Origin of the sequence: uncultured Aquabacterium sp. (assembly GCF_913773725.1) — a bacterium.
Classification (GTDB): domain Bacteria; phylum Pseudomonadota; class Gammaproteobacteria; order Burkholderiales; family Burkholderiaceae_C; genus Aquabacterium.
Genome location: NZ_CAJYGK010000053.1, coordinates 1 through 18,874 on the forward strand (window position 1 = coordinate 1; position 18,874 = coordinate 18,874).

Consider the following 18,874-nt stretch of genomic DNA (forward strand, 5'->3'; position numbering starts at 1 on the left):
CTCAGATCAGGCCAAAATGGGCTTGAAATGGGGTGTTTTGGCGTCGGAGTCGACCCGCATCATCGAAAAACGAGCCCTTGCGTCAGCAGCGAAGCTGCGCCCGTTGGGTATTTCCGCAGCCTGCTAGCCGACCGATTGGCGGCGTTCTTGTCGGGCGTCGGAATTGATCTTGAAGCAATCGAAGTTGCGCGACAGAGGAAACGTGGAAATGCATACACCGACTGTTGGCCAGATTCTTCAAAGCGGACTGAGCCAGCCATTTGAGCCGCTTACCTTGCGTCGCCCGATGAGGCTCTTCCCGACCTCCCTGGGGCTCGAGCCCCTCAAAGCAGGACTTCCGAGTGATGACTTCCTAGCTAACTTTCTGACTGGTCGTCGAACGTACTTGGCATACATCCGGAATGGCTTCGGGCGGGATTTCAAGAACTTCCAGAATTACGCACTGCAAAGAGTCGAGACGACACCTGCGGTTCGCAAGCGACTGCTGAACGCCGTGGGTGGAAGCGAAGAAGTGCTGGCGCTTCTGGCGATCAAAATGAAAGAAGGCGTTTTGATCGCGGAACTTGCTCAGTACACAAGAGTGGCAGAGGGAGCGCTATTCCAAGTTATGCGGACACTGTCATCTGGATCGCTAAAGTGTGTCCACTGTCAGGCCGAACTGATTTCCAAACCAGCGCTGTGGTGGTCTGAGCAGGTCTGCGACCTGGGTGAGCCGGAATATCGTTTTGTCGATCGGATCCTGTACAGCGTACTGGCCACAACGTTACTGCCCCTTGTGTTCAGTTCGGACTGGGAACAAAAGCGACACGCAGCCGCCCATTTAGCCAACTTGTGTAGCGGTGACTCCCACGTGTTCAGAAACTGGCTCGACTTGGTTCGACACAACTACCGAGCCAAGGACTTGGCGTCGCTTGCCACACGGGCTGGCATGTCTGGCCCCTCTCCTGACAGCCACCTGCAGCGTTGTGCCCGAGGCGAGATGCTTACGGTCGACACGATCAACGAGGTCACAGCAAGGCTGAAAGATCCTAAGCCCCTGCGAAACCTCGGCCTGCATGCTCGCGCTCTGGCATTTGCCGTTGACTTCCTCATTGCGTCAAACAAAGGGGCTTCGTCCTTGGAATGGCTCGCCGCTCAGGCTGTCATCAAGGATCGCATCATTCAGTTGTTTCAGGACTTGAAGCTGGGCACCACAACGGGCGCACGGCGATTAACGACATCGGTCGAGACGCTCGCTGGATTGCCGCTCGAACGAAACTACGTCCTTCAACAGTCGGATCACGGTGTCGGTGATACTTGAACCAACTTGCAAGTTGGAGTCCACGTTGAAACCACAAAAGTTCAAATGCTGGCCATGGCTACACCGGTCACAGACTAATGTCGATGAGGGGCTGCAAGGCAGCGATTGCCGCCGCTTGCCACCCTCGGCTCCAGAGACAGCTCCCCGCCACTCGGAGGCCAGCGTCAGATCGAGGCGACAGCATTGGAGACAGCCCATCGCTCAATACGCGCCGCAACTACCAATCGTAGCCAAGCACTCCCTGTTGAGCTTGACGGGTAAGCGTTTCGTACGATATTCTTACGGCACGGTGTTCGAAAACAAAACGCGTCGCGGGGGTGTGGCTTGGTAGACGAAGGCTTGGTCAGACAGATCAGAGAGGCGCTCAAGAGCTTTTGGGACGAGCAATCCATCAGTGTCGATGGCAGTTCCACATCGATCGACGACCTAGTTGCGGCGATGGACTCTATGACGGCTGTCGAAGCGCTGATAGCCGTCGAGAAGATTGTTGGGATGGAGCTGCCGTCGGGTCAGGTGATTCGGCGAGGCGGCTACAACGATCAAGAGCACTTCATCAGCGACCTCACCACCCGCGTGCTCACTTACGTCGAGGAGCACTCATGAGCGATGAAGATCCCTCAGCACAACGAGCCGCCATGGCGGCTCGTTTGCGTGAAGCCCGAGAGTACCTAGGACTCTCACAAGATGAAGTGGCAGCGGCCCTGAAGGTGTCCAGGCCGGCCGTTACCAATATCGAATCTGGAACCCGCAAGGTCGAAGCTATCGAACTGGAGCAGCTGGCGCGGCTGTACGGCAAGCCAGCAGGCTTCTTCCTTAACGGCGAGCAAGCAAAGGTCGATAGCAAGGTGGCCTTCGCAGCCCGTGCGCTTCAAGGGCTCTCCAGTAAGGACCTGGAGGAAGTGGCTCGCTTTGCCGAGTTTTTGCGCGCCTCTGGAGGCAGCAAAGGATCACGGAGCAGGAAATGAACTTGCGCGACCAGCTTCTACAGGCGGCCAAGCGGGCTGGCGAGGTACTTGAGGAGGCCGCCGCCAAGCGCCGAATCCTGGAAGATGGCTACACCAGGATCGACCCAATTGCCATCGCAGAGGGCGACGGAGTGCCGGTGATGGTACGGCCGCTGGAAAAGCTGCTCGGCGCATTCCTGAAGGAGGAGGAGTCACCCGGCATTCTGGTGAACTCTCAGCGCCCCATCGGCATGGTTCATCTGACTTGTGCTCACGAGCTTGGGCATTTCTTTCTGGGCCATGGCACCAAGACAGACGAGGATTTGGACTATGGAAATACGGCCTCACCGGAAGAGCGCGCGGCAAACGAGTTCGCCTACAAGTTACTCATGCCCAAGTGGCTGGTAGCCCACATGATGCGGCGCAAAGGTTGGGGGCGTGGGCATCTCCAACAAGCAGGCGTCGTGTACCAGCTCTCGTTGCGGCTTGGCGTCAGCTATGCAGCCATGGTTTGGTCGCTCAACAACCTTGCATTGCTGGATGCGGGCTCCGCGCAGGCTATGAGCCGTATCAGTCCCAAGTCGCTCAAGGAAGCGTCGCCCGGCGGACTCGCAGCTCCGCAGGGAGGCGACGTCTGGGTTCTTGATCCGAGCGATCAGGACTGCATCATCGAGCCGCGTGCCAGTGATCGCTTCGTCGTAGAGTTACCAAACCACGCCAGCGCGGGCTATGTGTGGACGGCCGAGGAGGCATCAGCCGCCGGCTTCACGATCAGGCCTGTCCTCATCGATGCTAGCGCCGTGGCTAGGCCCAGCGTCCCAGTGATGGTCGGCGGAGCGCCGAACTCGGCCTACCTGCTTGAACCAAGCGCCGGGGCGATGAACACCGATGCGGTGCTACCAGTGCAGCTCGCCGAGAGGCAGCCGTGGGTAAGCGGTGAAGCGCGCGACAGGTTCGCATTGCGAGCCCAGTACGAGACCCTGTCCGAAGGACTAAGCCGCGGCACTCGTAGGCGTCTCGTTGAAGGGGCGGCGTGACGATGGCCATACAGCCCATTGTTGATCTGTCGGCGACGCTCGGACCAGCACGCGATCAGGGCCAGCGCAGCACCTGCATGGCGTTCGCTATGTCGGATTTGAATCGTGTCAGGGCCGACGCACCCGATGTCCTGAGCGCCGAGTTCTTGTACCAATCCGCCGGCACGCTCATTCCCGGGTGGCAGCCTGGACAGGGTCTCCTCACCTCGGCTGCGATTCAAGCGGTCTCATCGCCTGGCCAGCCCTTTGAGACGGTATTCCCTTACCAACCCGGCGAGCCGACCGGAGTGGGCACGCCCGCAACACCGAATGGCGCGTGCCTGTTCAGCAGTAAAGTCCGCGTTCGCCAGACTGCAATGCAGTCCGTTATCGACGGCCTCTCGCAAGGTGCGCCTGTTGGCCTTGTGACTCGAGTAACACCGGGGCTCTTTAATCCCATTGGCGGAGTTGTGGCCCACGAGACGCTGGCTATCCCCGACGCCTATCACGCGATCCTCGCGGTGGGCTGGGGGACTGAGCCAATATCGGGCTCTCGCTACCTGTTGATTAGGAACAGCTGGGGCTCAGCTTGGGCTCTTGCCGGTCATGCCTGGTTGCCGGAGCCGTTCATTAACCTACATGTCCTGGAAGCCTTTGGGGGATAAACATGAGCGCTGTCATCGCGAAAGGTCGAATCTTGCCGACGTGGCTGGCTGCTGTTCAGCATCTAGAAGATCACAGGAGACGCGACCAGAACGTGCTTTTGGAGATTACCAATCCAACGACGCTTTCCGTCGGTGACCGGGCAGCGATTGCTGTCGTCGATGAGATGCTACGCAGGCACTGTGACCTGAGCGTGCAGACCGTGGCAGGGACGATCTTTCCTTACCGGCTGTATCTCAAGGTTGGCGCAGAAGAACTCCCGAGCCGATTCCTGGCCATCATGGCGCGAGCCCAAGAGTCCGGCACCTGGGGAACCTACGCCATGCGACTGATGCAGCGTCCTGGAAAGAAGTCGGGCACCTTCATCAACCCACTCCAGCTCGTCATCGCAAAACTGCGCAAAGCAGCGGGAAGCGGCACCGGGTACCAATCGAACTATGAGCTCGGCGTCCATGCACCGTCCGACCTTGTCGACGACAGCGCTTTTGGGGAAGTGCCGCTTTACTGCCCGACGCGTGACGGTCGCATGGTCTCAAACTACCCCTGCCTGAGCCATCTGACGTTCAAATTGGTGGGTAAGCGCACGCTCAATCTCACGGCAATCTACCGCTCCCATTACTACTTGCAGCGGGCACTGGGCAACCTGATCGGACTGAGCCACCTGATGCAGTTTGTGGCCAAGGAGGCCGGCGTGCAGGTAGGCCAGTTGACCTGTATCTCGACAGACGCGCACTTGGACTATTCTGAGAGCTGGGGTGGGGTGACCTCTGGCCGAGCCGCGCTTGCCAGGGTCATCCAAGCGAGCAAGCTGGATACGGAGGTGGCTCTAGGACAGACGCCAGCTCAGAGCAGCGAAGCCTGCATTGCTACCTGAGGAACGAGCGGTTGCTTGAGGCCGTAAAGGCGACGGATACCATCTCGGAACTCCGTGACCCCGCCATAGCTCGGATGCCGGACGCATTCGACCTTGACGCCAAACTGGCCAGCGTAGTGGGCTGCGTCCTGCCCGATAGCAATGATGCGGCGAATGCCCAGCCATGAGAGCAGCTGCCGATTGAGTTCGTCAGCGACCTTCAGTTCAGCTGCCGTGAACTTGCGGTTGGTGAACGGCTGACCCGGCTCATGCGGATGGAACGGGAACACGTTCCACAGCAGCGGCGGCAGATCGAGTTGCGCCAAGATAGCCCAGATCTCGGTAGCAGTTCGTTCAGCTACTGCGGGGCCAAGCGTTGACTTTGCCGCAGTTGCGCCGGGATAGACGTCCGAAAACCGCGCGAGGCGCACCTCGTCAGTCAACGCCAAGCCAGTGCGTCGCCCACCGCGGTAACCGAGATCGCGCCCCATCCAGACCGTGTCGATGCCCAGTTCCTGGGCAGCGCTCAGCAATGTTCTCAGGCTTCGACGCCGTACCAACACCGCATCCGCCCGATCGTGAACGGGGCAGGTGTCGGCGTAGGGATTGAACACATTAGGAAGTTGAATGGCGGCAAGCGCCTGGACAAAGCTAGTGGGCGTCATTCCGCCACCCGGGGTTCGCTAGTTGGCCTGAAGGTCAGCGTGCGCTTCACCATGTCCACGGACACGATGCCGCGCTTATGCTCCCGCAGTTCACGGAAAACCTCGAAACCGCGCAAGATCGCGAGTTCCCATTGCCACCAAGGGCACTGGTGAACCTCATATCCTTGGACCATGGCGCGAACCTGCTTCAGCAGGCCAAACTCCAACTTGCCGATCTGGACGCCCTCAAAGTCACCTCGGGCATGTGCATGGTTGAAGATCCAGGTCGCGATGCCCTCTTCGATAATGATGGCTCGCGCCCCATCTTCGTTCTCGTCGACCTGCGAGCGCGACTTGCGCTTGAGCTTCAGTAAGGCGCGGATGACTGGCGACCAGCCCAAGTGGGCAACGTAGGAGAGATGGAACACGTCGTGGTAGCTGTACCCGTCGGGTACGTGACTGTTGTCGGTGAGCGGATCGCCGATGTTGACTCCATTGAGCTGTTGCACGACGACCGTCCGATTTCCCACCTTGCGGGTGATGAACTCGATTTCAAACTGGCGTGGCAGCCGTTCATGCTCTTCGCAGCCTGAGGCGTCGAAGAGCCGGCAGAACTCCGGATTATCGCCCGGCCACCGATCCTTGATTTTATTCAGATTCTCCCGGGCGGCGGCGGCCAGCCCGAATTGGAAACATCGGGCCACCAAGGCGAGCTGGGCCATCAGCCCGCCTAACGTATCGGCAACCTTCTCGGGCGTCCAGCTCTTGAAGTTCTGTTGAGACGACGCGGTAAGCGCGCCAGCGGCCGCGGCTAGCTCGCGCAACAGATTCTCCCGTTGCCCTTCAAACTTGACTCGGTGCAACTCCGCCAAGCTGTCAATCTCCTCAAAGGAGACTCCACCTTCTGGCCTGATCTCGGCTTCATTGAGCCTCCTCCGCAAGCCCAGTATGCAGGCTGCAGCCAGCAAGTCGGGCTCCACACCGCCGTGGTGGGCCAGGCTCACTAAGTACCAGAGCGCATCGCCAATTTCTTCCGCAGCGAAATGCGTTTCCGATTCCAACAACTTGTCGCGGCTAACCTTCTTCAGCGCCGCCAACAAGCTTCCGATCTCTCCGAACAGACCGAAGCACAGCTGAGTGACGCCGTCCGGCTCATCGCGAAATCGGTTCGTGTCCCCGGCCTTGGCAAAGTAGTCAGCGACCGACAGCGGCATCTCTTTCACACACAGCGCAGCCATCTTAGGCCATCCTCTGTAGCCTGTCGCCATTGCTGAGATGGGCGGGTGGGCTTGGACGCAACTCCTCACGAAGGCGCTTAGCGCAGGCAATGATCTGCACCTTGGAACCGGGCGTGGCACCTAGCTGCAATGCACGGTCGCGCACGGTCGTCGTCACGTCATAGTGTGGATAAGAGGCCTTGCCTTGGAACCAGCTTCGGCGCAAGCCAAGAGTCGCCGCGAACTCGTGCAGCTCTTCGAGCGAGTCTGCAACGAGATGGCACCAGAGCTTTCCGCGCCACTCAATGCGCTCGTTGTCCACGTAGATAGTCATCGTCTCTTTTTCCAGTTTGCCAATATTGGCACATAATTCACACAATGCGCAACAAGCTCACACCAGCCGAAGCGATCGCCATAGGTGCGCTCATCAAGGCTGCCCGACTTCGCTCAAATAGGAGCTTGATTGAGGTTGGACTCGCTACCGGACTTCACCACTCTCAGGTGAGCCGCTGTGAGCGAGGTGCCTTCAAAGTGGTTAGCAATAATGTGCGAACGCTGTGCGAATACTTAGATGTCTCACATCCTCAACTGTCCAATGCAAGCCCCCCCGGACGCCTACTCAGTGCACGGTTCGACGCTTTGATTGAGGAGCTGCCAGGCAGCGCAACAGCCTTCGCTCGCCTATTCGACGTACTTGAGTCATCGGTCAGAGCAAGGCACGCGCGGAAGCGGTCGCCTCAGACGTCGAGCTAAGACAAACAGCTAAGCTGCTTACGAACGAACTGCTGCTCGCTGAAAATGTCTCACGCACACCGCCGAGCGAACGGGTGGAGTGAATCCATAACCATGGTCGCGGAGACTCAGCCTGACAGTCCGCAATCAGCCTGAAATCGCCATGGCACCTGACAGCCGTGGAGGCCTTGCTCAGGGCTGAGGCCCACAACGCTGGGCTACGTCGGTCCGATACAGTTCGAGAAAGCTCAAGAAGCTTAGGTCGGTGTCCACAGAACCGGCAGCAGCCCAAACGCTCACATCAGCCTTGAAAGGCCCCACGAGTGGCATGCGATTGGCTGCGGGGAAGCGACAAGTTGTAGTCAGTACATGCCGCCAATAGAGCGGGCAACAGAACCAGTTCGCCGCTTTCAGATGCCGTCATTGGACGCCGTACGCATGGCGGATCGACACGCCCGTATAAATCGCGCCCAATCAATGTCAGCTTGAGATCAGCGCAGACATCCTTTGGCCAATCGCATAAAGAGCAGCAGCCAGGCTAGCACTGACATTGATTGGCAAGCCGTGGCCATCCGCTGCTAGCCGGTTGCAAATCTTAAGCCCTGCTAAAAATCGGCGTGACAGTTCCTGTGTGCATCTGAGCATCCACAAAGTCTGCCCAGGCTTGCAGAATCATTCGCCTCTGGTTGGCGTACTCAGCACGGTTGTACACACCTTTGATCCCGGAGATCTTGTGCGCCAGAGCCAGCTCAATGGCATCAGAGGAGTGTCCCATCTCGTGGAGGTGAGTCGAAGCCGTTCGCCGGAAATCGTGAAGAACAAAATGCTGCACGTCCATCGACATCGCCCGGATTGCCTGGTTCAGCGTGCTGCTGTGGATGGGACGGTCCTCGCTCCCGTGAGTGCTCGGAAACACATAGGCTGAGCCATTGGAGAGTCGCTTGAGCTCCAGGAACATCGCCTTGGCCTGATCAGACAGATACACCCTGTGTGGCTTGTCCTTCTTCATGCGATCAGCATGGATGTCCCAGATCCCCGCATCGAAGTCGAACTCAGTCCACGGCGCTTCGGTGAGTTCCGTTTTCCGAACCATCGTGATCAGCAGCAGGTGCAATGCCAGCTTCACACCTCGCCTGGCATCAGACGCGTAAATGCTGCGCATCACATCGCCAATCTCCTTCGCGCTCAAGGCCCGAGTTCGACTTTCGGCAGAGGCAATGAACCTTGCTACGAGCGCAGTCGCTGGGTTGGTATCCACCATCTGGCGAGCAACAGCGAAGTCGTACATGCGTCTCAGTACGTTTCGCGTTAACAGCGCCATCTGGGGAGAGCCCCGTGACTTGATGCGGTCGCACAAGTTCAGGATGTCCGCAGGCTTGACTTCCGACAGTGGCATCTGACCCATCGTCGGAATGATGTCCTTCTCGAACACGCGACGCATCGTCTTCACGTAGCTGTCCGACTTGCCTTTGAGTTGGTCGTCAAGCCAATCCAACCCAAAAACCTTGACGGTATTTTTGTGAGCAGCTTTGACCGCCTGAACAGCTCGCTTTGGAGACTCCCCCCGAGCAACCAAAGCAGCCCACTCATCCTTCTGCTTTCTGGCATCGGCCAGGCTGATCTCCGGGTAGTTGCCAATCGTCAATGTCGGTTGGCGAACACCATGAAGCTGGTAGCGATAGCGCCAGATCTTGGTGCCGCTGGGCATCACTTCGATCAGTAGTCCACCGATATCACTGACACGGTAGCGATCCACCCTTGGCTTCAAAGAACGAATCTTGGTGTCTGTCAGTGGAGTGGCTTGTCGTGGCATTCAAGAACCTTTTGGTACACGTCACACACGCACACCTCATGCGTGTACCAAATTGTGTACCTAAGAAGTCGAGATGTCCATAGATCCCTTCAGACAATCAAAGACAATCAAGTCATTGATTTAAAAGATATTTCTATGAATTCAAGATACCATTGAACGCCATTAGACAAAAAACTACTTTCCGATGCAGAAGCGCGTGAAGATCTCGCCCAGCAGGTCATCGGCGGAAAAGGCGCCGGTGATGGCGCCCAGGGCATTGTGCGCCAGGCGAAGTTCTTCCGCCAGCAGATCCAGAGCCCCATCCTGCATCGTGGCATGCGCCTGCGCTTCGGCCAGATGCGCCCGCGCGACACGCAGGGCCTGCACGTGCCGCTGCCGGGCGATGAACACGTCCTCGCCACCCGCCTGCCAGCCCGCCAGCGAAAGCAGCGTGTCGCGCAAGGCATCCAGCCCTTCGCCGGTGCGGGCCGACAGGGCCAGTGCCTGGTCCCCTTGCGCCGCATGCGCCGCCAGCCAGGCCGGCATGCGCGCCGCCGCCTCGCCCGGAGCCTCAAAGGTGTCGGCCTTGTTGAACACGTGGACCACCGGCACACCGCGAGGCAGCCGCCCGCGGATCTCGCCATCGGCGGCGGCATAGGCCGGCTCGTCCACCCGGGTCAGGTCATGCAGGAACAGCACTGCATCGGCCTGGCCGATGGCCTCCCAGCTGCGTGCCATGCCGATGCGCTCGACCTCGTCGGCCGCCTCGTGCTCGGCCCGCAACCCGGCCGTGTCGATCACGTGCAGCGGCACCCCGCGGATCTGGATGGTCTCGCTGACCTTGTCGCGCGTGGTGCCCGCAATCGGCGTGACGATGGCCAGCTCGGCACCGGCCAGTGCATTGAGCAGCGAGCTCTTGCCCGCATTGGGCTGGCCGGCCAGCACGACCTGCATGCCTTCGCGCAGCAGCGCGCCCTGGCGGGCCTGCGCCAGCACGGCATCGAGTGCCGCCGCCAGGCCATCGAGCTTGCCGCGGGCATCGGCCTTTTCAAGGAAGTCGATCTCTTCTTCCGGGAAGTCCAGCGTGGCCTCGACCAGCATGCGCAGGTTGACCATGCGGTCGCGCAGCGCATTGACCTCGCGCGAGAACGCGCCCCCCAGCGAGCGGCTGGCCGAGCGGGCCGCCGCCTCGGTGCTGGCGTCGATCAGGTCGGCAATCGCCTCGGCCTGGGCCAGGTCGATCTTGTCGTTCAGGAAGGCGCGCTGCGTGAACTCGCCCGGCTCGGCCGGCCGCAGCCCGGGCAGGCAGGCGCGGCCCGTAGCAGGGTCGACCTCGGCCGCGGCTTCCAGGCAGCGCGCCAGCAGCAGCTGCATCACCACCGGGCCGCCGTGGCCCTGCAGCTCCAGCACGTCCTCACCGGTGTAGCTGTGCGGGGCCGGGAAGTACAAGGCAAGTCCGTGGTCGATGGCACCGCCCCGGGCGTCGCGAAACGGCCCGTAGGTGGCCATCCGGGGCACGAGGTCGCGGCCACACAGGGCACGGGCCAGGCCGCCCAGCCCGCGTCCCGACACCCGCACGATCCCCACCGCCCCCCGGCCCGACGCCGTGGCCACCGCCACGATCGGGGGCTGCCCCTGCGTGTTCACCATCGTCTTGTTCATCCTCGTTGTCGCCTCACCATCCGCCATTGTCACCGCCCGGCCCCCCGAACCGAGGGCTGCGCCGCGCAAACCCGGATGACGGGTCCAGGCCGGCCCTCCTACCCTGAGGGTGAATGGAGATCGTTGCATGGTCCGTCAATTTCTCAGCTGGCTCTTTCTGTTCGGTTCGGTGGCGCTCGGTATCGCCACGGTGCTGCACTTCGACTTCGACCCCACCCCGATCGCAACCCATTTCCTCTTCCCGTACTACGCCGTCTGCACGGCCCTGCAGTACGTGTGGCCCGAAACCCCGAACCGCTTCGAACGCGGTGAGGTGCTGACCGACGTGCTGCACAACCTGATGCTGATCGCGGTCACCGGCTTCCAGAACTTCGTGATCCATGCACTCGTGCCGCTCACGGGCACCGGCCTGCTCTTTCAGCAAGGCGTGCTGCCCGACGCCTGGGCCGCCCACCACCTGCCGTTGTGGGCACAGGTGCTGGTGGCCTGGCTGGTGTTCGACTTCATGTTCTACGTCACCCACCGCATCGGCCATGAGGTCGACTTCTTCTGGCGTCTGCACAGCGTGCACCATTGCGCCCACCGCCTGAGCGTGCTCAACGCGAGCCGCGCCCACCCGCTCGACCTGATCTGGCGACGCATCGTGCCCGTCTTCGTCACCTTCCAGACCGGGGTGAGCCAGGAGGCCTTCATCCTGAGCGGCGTGATCGGCAGCGTGCTGGCCACGATCACGCACATGAACGTGCGCTTCCGCTTCGGCTGGCTCAACTACCTGATCGGCACCAACGAAATCCACCGTTGGCACCATTCCAACCGCATCGACGAGGCCAAGAACTACAGCATCGTGATGCTGTGGGACCACCTCTTCGGCACCTTCGTCTACCCCCGCGACCGACGCGCGCCAGACCAACTGGGGTTGTTCGACGAGCGGCACTACCCGCTGCACAGCTTTGCCGGGCAACAGACGGTACCGCTGGCCTGGGGGCGGATCAAGGCTCGCCGGGCTCAAGAAGATGCGGCTGCGGGCCTTGCATCGGCTGCCTCGGTGTCGCACCACGACGGCACAGGCCGGCCGGCCACCGCGCCCTGAACTGGCGCGGCGCCGCCACGTTGCGGTGCAGGTCGTGTCATCGGGGCGTCATTAAGGGTTTACACCATGGCATCATTGTTGCAATGCACCAATTGCACTTGGTCTCACGGAGGAAACCACCATGCTCGAACTGATCCAGGACTTTCTGCTGTTTCGCGGTCCTGACAACCAGGATCCCTCGTTCTGGGCCCTTGGCCTGGCTGGCGTGGCCGCTGCCATGCTGATGAGCCGCCGACACAAGCGCGACTGAACGCCCTGCTCTCGCCCGCGCCGGCCTTTGCGGCCGAGCATGAAAAAAGCCGCCTGGCATCACTGCGCAGGCGGCTTTGTCATTCAGGCGGGGGTGTTCAGTTCTGCACACCCAGTTGCTTGTTGATCATCCACTGCTGGCCGATCGACAGGATGTTGTTGGTCAGCCAGTACAGCACCAGACCGGCCGGGAAGAAGAAGAACATCACGCTGAACAGCAGCGGCATGATCCACATCATCTTGGCCTGGACGGGGTCCGGCGGCGTCGGGTTCAGCCAGGTCTGCAGCAGGGTCGAGGCCGTCATCAGCGCCGGCAGCACGAAGAACGGGTCCTTGACCGACAGGTCGGTGATCCAGCCGATCCACGGGGCATTGCGGATCTCGACCGACGACGACAGCACCGAGTACAGCGCGATGAACACCGGGATCTGGATCAGGATGGGCAGGCAGCCGCCGATCGGGTTGACCTTTTCCTCGCGGTAGATCTTCAGCATCTCCTGCTGCATCTGCTGCGGGTTGTCCTTGAGGTTTTCGCGCAGCTGCTGGATGCGGGGGTTCAGGGCCTTCATCTTGGCCATCGAGCGGTAGGCGCTCGCGTTCAGCCAGTAGAAAGCGGCCTTCAGCAGCACCACCAGTGCCACGATCGCCCAGCCCCAGTTGCCCAGGATGCCGTGCAGCTTGTCGAGCAGCCAGAACAGCGGCGCCGCCATGATGTGCGTCCAACCGTAGTCCTTGGTGTACTCCAGGCCTTCGGCCAGGGCCTTGAGCTTGTTTTCTTCCTGAGGACCGACAAACAGCGTCGATTCGAAGGCCTTGGTCTGGCCCGCCGCCACGTCACCCAGATTGAACAGCATGCCCGTGGCATACAGGTTGGTGCCGATCTTCTTGCCAAAGAACTCGCGCTCGATCGGCTCGTTCTGCAGCCAGGCCGACGCGAAATGGTGCTGCACCATGGCCACCCAGCCACTCTTGTCCGCCTTCTCGAAGGTCGCCTTGTCCTTGTCGAGGTCGTCGAACGACAGCTTCTGGTACTTGCCCTTCTCGTTGTAGACGGCCATGCCGGTGTAGGCGACCGGTCCGCCCAGGAATGCCGGGCCGGTTGCTGCTGCGGGATCACTGCGGTCGCGCGTCAGCTGCAGGTAGACCTGGGGCCGCACCGTGGCGCCCGAGCCGTTCACCACTTCCTGCTTCACGCCGATGGCGTAGTCGCCCCGCTTGAACGTGTAGGTCTTGACCAGCTTGACGCCATTGACCGGCTGCGACTCGAGCTTGAGCGTCAGCGCATCGGCGCCGTTCGCCAGCGTGCGTTCGCCGGGCAGCACCGTGTAAGGCGTGGTGTGGTTGGGCAGCGTCTCGCCAGCGCGCTGACCGATCAGACCGGACTCGGCCACATAGGTGTGGGTGGCCGTCTTGTCGAGCACGACCATGTTGCGGCCGGTTTCGTGCTGGTCCTGGTGCTTGAGCAACTCGACCTTGACCAGGCTGCCGCCATCGCTGTCGACCGTGGCTTTGACCACGTCGGTGGTGATGGTCACCAGTTCACGCGGCACGGCCGGCGCGGAGGCCGCACCCGACGCTGCGGTGGCCACCTGGGCTGCACCGCCCGGCAGGCTGGCCCCCGGTGCAGGCACCGCACCCTGGGCGGCCGCCGAGGCCGGTGCCGTCGCCACCGCAGGGGCAGGCGCGAACAAGGAGGGCTGGCCGGTGTGCCGCAGCCAGCCATCCCACAACATCAGCAGTGAGACGGCAAACACCGACCACAGCAGGGTGCGACGCAGATCATTCATGAGCGAGGTGAATCCGACGAAGGGTTGCAATGACGGGAAAACAGACCTGGTACCCCTTCGGGCACCGGGTCGTGGCCACCGGCACAGGCCGGATGGCAACGCAGCAGACGGCGGGCAGCCAGGTAGCTGCCCGCCGCGGGTCCATGGCGTTCGAGAGCCTGCAGCGCGTACTGCGAACAGGTCGGTGTGAACCGGCAGGCCGATCCCAGCCACGGACTGAGGAAGAAGCGGTAGGCACGCACCACACCCATGAGCACGGCGTTGACAGACCGGCCCGCCACGGCACACACGCGCCGAAGCCAGAGCCCGGGATGCGCACCGCCGGCCATCATGCCGCAGCTCCGCGATCGCCAGAAGAGGCCATCACGGAAGACGATGAGGAAACGCGCCGGGGCCGCAGCACCTGGCGCCACAGTTCGTCCAGCTCGGTACGCACGGCGGCGCTGAGCGCCTCCGAGGCCGCGCTGGGAAACTGCTGGCGGTCGAACGGCGTCTTGAGCCGCAGCACCCAGCCGTCGACGCCTTCGGCATAAGCCGGACAGGCACACACTGCCTCCGCATGGCGGCGCAAGGCTTCACGGGCCTGATGACGAATCAATGAACGGGTGACGGAGCGGCGGGCCTGCTTCTTCGGCAGGACCAGCCCGAAGCGCCAGGCCGGCACCGCGGCGCCAGACCCGGCGTCTGCGACCGACGCACAGACGAGGTCTTCCACAGGCACAGTACCGGGGGCACTGCCTTCTGTTGACAACCCGGGCTGTGGCGGGGTCTGCACGGCCATGACAGGCAGCACGTGCAGCACGAAGTGCGACGTGCGAGAGACCGGGCGGGAGCCCAAAGCCCTCTGGAAGTCAGTGGCTTTCAGGCTGGGTGCGCGCACGGTATGGAGGAGGGTGAAGTCGCAACAAAGCCGGGCAGTGCCCGGCCTCGTTCACGCCGCAGGGCTTGCGCCACCAGCGCAGGCCTCACGGCAGGCGGACCGGGCCACAGGCCGGCGCCGCTCGCTTGATCGCGTGGGCGATCAGAGACCCAGGCGCTTGCGGCCCTTGGCGCGACGGGCGTTGATGACCTTGCGGCCGCCCTTGGTCTTCATGCGCACCAGGAAGCCGTGGGTACGGGCGCGGCGGGTCTTGGAAGGCTGGTAGGTACGTTTCATGGTGGTCCTTCATCAGGCCTGAAAGCCCACACCGGCTGCTCCGGGCCATGTGCCCGGAAAAGCGAATGCAGGGCGCTGCGGCCCAGGTTTCTGTTGTTGACTGGATCCCCGCACGATGCAATTGCCGCGCGGTTGACGACCAGGGGCAAGCCGCCTGGCCGGAGGAACCCGCGATTACAGCAGCTTTCGGCCCCCAGGTCAACCGCCTTGGCCCGGGTCCGGGTCAACCCGTCCTCCGATGGCCTCGCGATTGCATGCGTCGTCCCTTGTGCCCCGGACTGTTTGCCGGCCGTCAAGCCCCTCTTTCGAACCACATGAAAAACTGTGGATAACCTGTCCGCAACCGGCTTCGGCGCGCTTAGAATTCGCTCCCCCTGAAGGACTTGTCCACAACATGAGTGCCGCTGACCTCCCTGCCCCCGCCCGCGATCTGGGGGCAGACGCGTCCCCTCCAGCCCTTGACGACCCGGCCACGCTCTGGGCCCGGACCTGCGCCCGGCTGGCCATGGAGCTGCCCGAACAGCAGTTCAATACCTGGATCCGTCCCCTGCCGCCGGCCGAGGTCAGCCAGGAAGCCGGTGTGACGCTGGTGGGCGTGCGCGTGCCCAACCGCTTCATGCTCGACTGGATCCGCACGCAGTACAGCGCCCGCATCGAAGCCATCCTCAGCGAACTGCAACCGGGCGAAGTCCGCATGGACATCGCCCTGGCCCCTCGTGCGGCCATGCCCGCAGGGGGCACGGGGCTGCGCCCGGGCATGGCCCTGCCCACCCGCGTGCTGCCGCCCAATGCCACCGCAACCCTGTCGCCCTCGCCCACCCCGGTGCAGGCCGGGCCCGCCATGCTGACGCCGCAGCAGGCCAGTGCGGTCAACGCCCAGCTGCAGCAGCACGCCGCCGAGTCCGCGGCCACAGGGCAGTCCGGTCGCGGCCACCCGCGCGTCATGGGCCTGAACCCGGCCCTCACCTTCGACAACCTCGTGCCCGGCCGCGCCAACCAGATGGCGCGCACCGCCGCCCTGCACGTGGCCGGCGCGCCCGGCCAGATGTACAACCCGCTGTTCATCTACGGTGGCGTCGGCCTGGGCAAGACCCACCTGATGAACGCGGTGGGCAACGCGCTGCTGGCCGACAAGCCCGACGCACGCATCCTCTACCTCCACGCCGAGCAGTTCATCTCCGACGTGGTGAAGAACTACCAGCGCAAGACCTTCGACGAGCTCAAGGCCAAGTACCACCAGCTCGACCTGCTGCTGATCGACGACGTGCAGTTCTTCGCCGGCAAGGACCGAACCCAGGAAGAGTTCTTCAACGCGTTCGAGGCCCTGCTGGCCAAGAAGGCGCACATCATCATGACGAGCGACACCTATCCCAAGGGGCTCGCCAACATCGATGAACGCCTGACCTCGCGCTTCGACTCGGGCCTGACGGTTGCCATCGAGCCGCCCGAGCTGGAAATGCGCGTGGCCATCCTGATCAAGAAGGCCGCCCAGGAAGCCATCGAGCTGCCCGAGGATGTCGCCTTCTTCGTCGCCAAGAACGTGCGTGCCAACGTGCGCGAGCTCGAAGGTGCGCTGCGCAAGGTGCTGGCTTTTGCCAAGTTCAGCCACAAGGAGATCACGATCAACCTGGCGCGCGAGGCCCTGAAGGACCTGCTGTCGATCCAGAACCGCCAGATCTCGGTCGAGAACATCCAGAAGACCGTGGCCGATTTCTACAAGATCAAGGTCGCGGACATGTATTCGAAGAAGCGCCCGGCCTCGATCGCCAAGCCGCGCCAGATCGCCATGTACCTGGCCAAAGAACTGACCCAGAAGAGCCTGCCCGAGATCGGCGAGCTGTTCGGCGGCCGCGACCACACCACCGTGCTGCACGCCGTGCGCAAGATCGCTGGCGACCGCGCCAAGGACACGGAGCTCAACCAGCAGCTCCACGTGCTGGAGCAGACGCTCAAGGGCTGAGCGGCGCGCCTGGCATCCGTCCTGCATGGACCCAAGAGGCTTCGGCCTCTTTTTTTTCGCCTGTCAAGCCAACAACGCTGTGGACAAGAAAAGGACAAGTACGGGCTTGTCCACAGGGTCAGCGGCTTTCGGCAGGTTGTTGTCGTTCCATGCACGCACCAACCCGGGTGCCCTCCACACCGTTGTCATGATCCCAAGTTGTTGTTCTGACTTGCAAAACAAGGCTTGTGCACAGCTTCAGGCCCCCTCTACTACAACCACCACCTTTGAAACTGAAGTCATTGGTGTAGATAACACCGGGCTTCTTTTTCAGCCTGACAGCTTCACGCGGCCGGGAGACCGGCCCTGGCCCTTTCACGTTCGCCTTCTCTCCCGTCCTGCACCACAGTGAAACGCGCCGCGCGGTCGGTGCGGCATGGACAATCAGCACCTGTCAAGCCAACAAGCCTGTGGACAGAAAAAGGACAACCGAGGCCTTGTCCACAGGGTGTCGCTTCCCAGCGAAGTTGTTGTCTGTGAAGCACCCCTCGTTCCCGGGTAGGATGCACAGGTTTGTCCGCGCCTTAAGGGCTTGATCGGTCAGGACAAAATAGCGTTGTTCACAGAAAAAGTCGTCCTCTACTACAACGACCAATTTGAAAGACTGAGATGATTGTGTTGAAAGCAGCCCAGGAAAAAGTTCTCGCCGCCCTGCAGTCGGTGGCGGGCATCGTTGAGCGGCGCCACACGCTTCCCATCTTGGCCAACGTGCTGATCCGCAAGCACGGTCCTGAACTCGAACTGATCACCAGCGATCTGGAAATCCAGATCCGCACCACCGCGCAGCTCGACGGCGACGAAGGCGATTACGCCATCACCGTGGGCGCGAAGAAGCTGGGCGACATCCTCAAGAGCCTGCCCAGCGACCAGACCGTGTCGCTGACCGCCAACCAGAACAAGCTGACGCTGCAGGGCGGCAAGAGCCGCTTCACGCTGCAGACCCTGCCGGCCGAAGATTTCCCGCTGGTGCAGGAAGCGGCCGACTTCGGCCCCGCCTTCAGCGTGCCGCAGAAGACCTTGAAGATGCTGATCGGTCAGGTGCACTTCGCGATGGCCGTGCACGACATCCGCTACTACCTCAACGGCATCCTCTTCGTGGCCGAAGGCAACAGCCTGACGTTGGTGGCCACCGACGGCCACCGCCTGGCGCTGGCCCAGGCCACGCTCGATGTCGACATGCCCAAGCAGGAGGTCATCCTGCCGCGCAAGACCGTGCTGGAACTGCAGCGCCTGCTCAAGGACGACGGCAAGGGCAAGGAAGGCAGCAATGGGGACAGCGGCGAGCCGATGATCGAAATGCGCTTTGCCGGCAACCAGGCGAAGTTCAGCTTCGGCGGACTGGAGTTCGTCACCAAGCTGGTCGAGGGCAAGTTCCCCGACTACAACCGCGTCATCCCCAAGAACCACAAGAACCACATCACGCTGGGCCGTGCCACGCTGCTGGCCTCGCTGCAGCGCGCGGCCATCCTGACGTCCGAGAAGTTCAAGGGCGTGCGCATGAACTTTGCGCCTGGCGTGCTGGGCATCGCCTCGAGCAACGCCGAGCAGGAAGAGGCCAAGGAAGAGCTCGAGATCGACTACGGCGGCGACAGCTTCGAGATCGGCTTCAACGTGGGCTACCTGATGGACGTGCTGGCCAACATGAGCCAGGACATGGTGACCGTGTCGCTGCAGGACGCTAACAGCTCGGCGCTGATCACGAATCCGGAATTCGAGGGATTCAAGTACGTCGTGATGCCGATGCGGATCTGAGCCCCAGCGGGCATCGCG

19 protein-coding genes are annotated in these 18,874 nt (G+C 62.0%); 10 read left to right on the plus strand and 9 right to left on the minus strand.

Features of this window, described 5'->3' with window-relative positions:
- Window positions 1-169: 169 nt before the first annotated feature.
- The 6 genes from QZ709_RS05895 to QZ709_RS05915 all read left to right on the plus strand — a co-directional run bounded on the left by QZ709_RS05895 (window position 170) and on the right by QZ709_RS05915 (window position 4,797).
- Window positions 170-1,300: a hypothetical protein gene (locus QZ709_RS05895; RefSeq protein WP_294636328.1), complete on the plus strand. Its 1,131-nt coding sequence runs from the start codon at window positions 170-172 to the stop codon at window positions 1,298-1,300.
- Between the two features lie 339 nt (window positions 1,301-1,639).
- The gene (locus QZ709_RS05900; RefSeq protein WP_294636329.1) at window positions 1,640-1,903 is read left to right on the plus strand and encodes a hypothetical protein; all 264 of its coding nucleotides are present in this window, start codon (window positions 1,640-1,642) and stop codon (window positions 1,901-1,903) included.
- Window positions 1,900-2,265: a helix-turn-helix transcriptional regulator gene (locus QZ709_RS05905; RefSeq protein ID WP_294636330.1), complete on the plus strand. Its 366-nt coding sequence runs from the start codon at window positions 1,900-1,902 to the stop codon at window positions 2,263-2,265. The genes QZ709_RS05900 and QZ709_RS05905 overlap by 4 nt, the downstream gene beginning before the upstream one ends.
- Window positions 2,262-3,281: an ImmA/IrrE family metallo-endopeptidase gene (locus QZ709_RS05910; RefSeq protein WP_294636331.1), complete on the plus strand. Its 1,020-nt coding sequence runs from the start codon at window positions 2,262-2,264 to the stop codon at window positions 3,279-3,281. The genes QZ709_RS05905 and QZ709_RS05910 overlap by 4 nt, the downstream gene beginning before the upstream one ends.
- A gap of 2 nt (window positions 3,282-3,283) precedes the next feature.
- Entirely contained in the window at window positions 3,284-3,925 is a 642-nt protein-coding gene (locus QZ709_RS21290; RefSeq protein ID WP_366937150.1) for a C1 family peptidase, read from the plus strand.
- A gap of 2 nt (window positions 3,926-3,927) precedes the next feature.
- Window positions 3,928-4,797 (plus strand): hypothetical protein, encoded by an 870-nt coding sequence (locus QZ709_RS05915; protein ID WP_294636332.1) that lies wholly within the window; start codon window positions 3,928-3,930, stop codon window positions 4,795-4,797.
- Here the strand turns inward: QZ709_RS05915 and QZ709_RS05920 are convergent.
- The 5 genes from QZ709_RS05920 to mnmE form a co-directional block, all read right to left on the minus strand.
- The gene (locus tag QZ709_RS05920) at window positions 4,767-5,441 is read right to left on the minus strand and encodes a uracil-DNA glycosylase (protein WP_294636333.1); all 675 of its coding nucleotides are present in this window, start codon (window positions 5,439-5,441) and stop codon (window positions 4,767-4,769) included. The genes QZ709_RS05915 and QZ709_RS05920 overlap by 31 nt on opposite strands.
- Complete coding sequence (locus tag QZ709_RS05925) at window positions 5,438-6,658, minus strand: nucleoside triphosphate pyrophosphohydrolase family protein (RefSeq protein WP_294636334.1); 1,221 nt, start codon at window positions 6,656-6,658, stop codon at window positions 5,438-5,440. The genes QZ709_RS05920 and QZ709_RS05925 overlap by 4 nt, the downstream gene beginning before the upstream one ends.
- 1 nt (window position 6,659) lies before the next feature.
- Window positions 6,660-6,971, minus strand: coding sequence for a DUF4031 domain-containing protein (locus QZ709_RS05930; RefSeq protein WP_294636335.1), 312 nt, complete (start codon window positions 6,969-6,971; stop codon window positions 6,660-6,662).
- A gap of 993 nt (window positions 6,972-7,964) precedes the next feature.
- Window positions 7,965-9,182: an integrase arm-type DNA-binding domain-containing protein gene (locus QZ709_RS05935; protein ID WP_294636336.1), complete on the minus strand. Its 1,218-nt coding sequence runs from the start codon at window positions 9,180-9,182 to the stop codon at window positions 7,965-7,967.
- 174 nt (window positions 9,183-9,356) lie between these two features.
- The gene (mnmE, locus tag QZ709_RS05940) at window positions 9,357-10,823 is read right to left on the minus strand and encodes a tRNA uridine-5-carboxymethylaminomethyl(34) synthesis GTPase MnmE (RefSeq protein WP_294636337.1); all 1,467 of its coding nucleotides are present in this window, start codon (window positions 10,821-10,823) and stop codon (window positions 9,357-9,359) included.
- A 127-nt stretch (window positions 10,824-10,950) separates the two neighbouring features.
- On the opposite strand from mnmE, the gene QZ709_RS05945 reads away from it, so the two are divergent.
- Together QZ709_RS05945 and QZ709_RS05950 are read left to right on the plus strand one after the other, a co-directional pair.
- Window positions 10,951-11,913, plus strand: coding sequence for a sterol desaturase family protein (locus tag QZ709_RS05945; protein ID WP_294636338.1), 963 nt, complete (start codon window positions 10,951-10,953; stop codon window positions 11,911-11,913).
- 121 nt (window positions 11,914-12,034) lie between these two features.
- Complete coding sequence (locus QZ709_RS05950) at window positions 12,035-12,163, plus strand: hypothetical protein (RefSeq protein WP_294636339.1); 129 nt, start codon at window positions 12,035-12,037, stop codon at window positions 12,161-12,163.
- Window positions 12,164-12,260: 97 nt separating this feature from the next.
- On the opposite strand, the gene yidC is transcribed toward QZ709_RS05950, so the two are convergent.
- From yidC to rpmH, 4 genes are all read right to left on the minus strand, one after another.
- Window positions 12,261-13,949 (minus strand): membrane protein insertase YidC, encoded by a 1,689-nt coding sequence (gene yidC / locus QZ709_RS05955; protein ID WP_294636340.1) that lies wholly within the window; start codon window positions 13,947-13,949, stop codon window positions 12,261-12,263.
- Window positions 13,946-14,200: a membrane protein insertion efficiency factor YidD gene (yidD, locus tag QZ709_RS05960; RefSeq protein ID WP_294636491.1), complete on the minus strand. Its 255-nt coding sequence runs from the start codon at window positions 14,198-14,200 to the stop codon at window positions 13,946-13,948. Before yidD ends, yidC begins: the two co-directional genes overlap by 4 nt.
- 77 nt (window positions 14,201-14,277) lie before the next feature.
- Window positions 14,278-14,829 carry a ribonuclease P protein component gene (locus QZ709_RS05965; RefSeq protein WP_294636341.1) on the minus strand — a complete coding sequence of 184 codons (552 nt, stop codon included), beginning with the start codon at window positions 14,827-14,829 and terminating at the stop codon, window positions 14,278-14,280.
- A gap of 141 nt (window positions 14,830-14,970) precedes the next feature.
- Complete coding sequence (gene rpmH, locus QZ709_RS05970) at window positions 14,971-15,105, minus strand: 50S ribosomal protein L34 (protein WP_058086564.1); 135 nt, start codon at window positions 15,103-15,105, stop codon at window positions 14,971-14,973.
- Window positions 15,106-15,499: 394 nt separating this feature from the next.
- On the opposite strand from rpmH, the gene dnaA reads away from it, so the two are divergent.
- Both dnaA and dnaN read left to right on the plus strand, forming a co-directional pair.
- Entirely contained in the window at window positions 15,500-17,065 is a 1,566-nt protein-coding gene (gene dnaA / locus QZ709_RS05975) for a chromosomal replication initiator protein DnaA (RefSeq protein ID WP_294636342.1), read from the plus strand.
- Between the two features lie 648 nt (window positions 17,066-17,713).
- Window positions 17,714-18,856 (plus strand): DNA polymerase III subunit beta, encoded by a 1,143-nt coding sequence (dnaN, locus tag QZ709_RS05980; RefSeq protein ID WP_294636343.1) that lies wholly within the window; start codon window positions 17,714-17,716, stop codon window positions 18,854-18,856.
- Window positions 18,857-18,874: the final 18 nt, after the last annotated feature.

Excerpts from the sequence above, each read along its gene's own strand:
- QZ709_RS05915 (WP_294636332.1), top strand. The coding sequence starts at position 3,928 with ATGAGCGCTGTCATCGCGAAAGGTCGAATCTTGCCGACGTGGCTGGCT.
- QZ709_RS05905 (WP_294636330.1), top strand. The coding sequence starts at position 1,900 with ATGAGCGATGAAGATCCCTCAGCACAACGAGCCGCCATGGCGGCTCGT.
- QZ709_RS05920 (WP_294636333.1), bottom strand. The coding sequence starts at position 5,441 with ATGACGCCCACTAGCTTTGTCCAGGCGCTTGCCGCCATTCAACTTCCT.
- QZ709_RS21290 (WP_366937150.1), top strand. The coding sequence starts at position 3,284 with ATGGCCATACAGCCCATTGTTGATCTGTCGGCGACGCTCGGACCAGCA.
- QZ709_RS05925 (WP_294636334.1), bottom strand. The coding sequence starts at position 6,658 with ATGGCTGCGCTGTGTGTGAAAGAGATGCCGCTGTCGGTCGCTGACTAC.
- QZ709_RS05935 (WP_294636336.1), bottom strand. The coding sequence starts at position 9,182 with ATGCCACGACAAGCCACTCCACTGACAGACACCAAGATTCGTTCTTTG.
- rpmH (WP_058086564.1), bottom strand. The coding sequence starts at position 15,105 with ATGAAACGTACCTACCAGCCTTCCAAGACCCGCCGCGCCCGTACCCAC.
- QZ709_RS05910 (WP_294636331.1), top strand. The coding sequence starts at position 2,262 with ATGAACTTGCGCGACCAGCTTCTACAGGCGGCCAAGCGGGCTGGCGAG.
- dnaN (WP_294636343.1), top strand. The coding sequence starts at position 17,714 with ATGATTGTGTTGAAAGCAGCCCAGGAAAAAGTTCTCGCCGCCCTGCAG.
- yidD (WP_294636491.1), bottom strand. The coding sequence starts at position 14,200 with ATGGGTGTGGTGCGTGCCTACCGCTTCTTCCTCAGTCCGTGGCTGGGA.
- dnaA (WP_294636342.1), top strand. The coding sequence starts at position 15,500 with ATGAGTGCCGCTGACCTCCCTGCCCCCGCCCGCGATCTGGGGGCAGAC.
- mnmE (WP_294636337.1), bottom strand. The coding sequence starts at position 10,823 with ATGAACAAGACGATGGTGAACACGCAGGGGCAGCCCCCGATCGTGGCG.
- QZ709_RS05930 (WP_294636335.1), bottom strand. The coding sequence starts at position 6,971 with ATGACTATCTACGTGGACAACGAGCGCATTGAGTGGCGCGGAAAGCTC.
- yidC (WP_294636340.1), bottom strand. The coding sequence starts at position 13,949 with ATGAATGATCTGCGTCGCACCCTGCTGTGGTCGGTGTTTGCCGTCTCA.
- QZ709_RS05945 (WP_294636338.1), top strand. The coding sequence starts at position 10,951 with ATGGTCCGTCAATTTCTCAGCTGGCTCTTTCTGTTCGGTTCGGTGGCG.
- QZ709_RS05950 (WP_294636339.1), top strand. The coding sequence starts at position 12,035 with ATGCTCGAACTGATCCAGGACTTTCTGCTGTTTCGCGGTCCTGACAAC.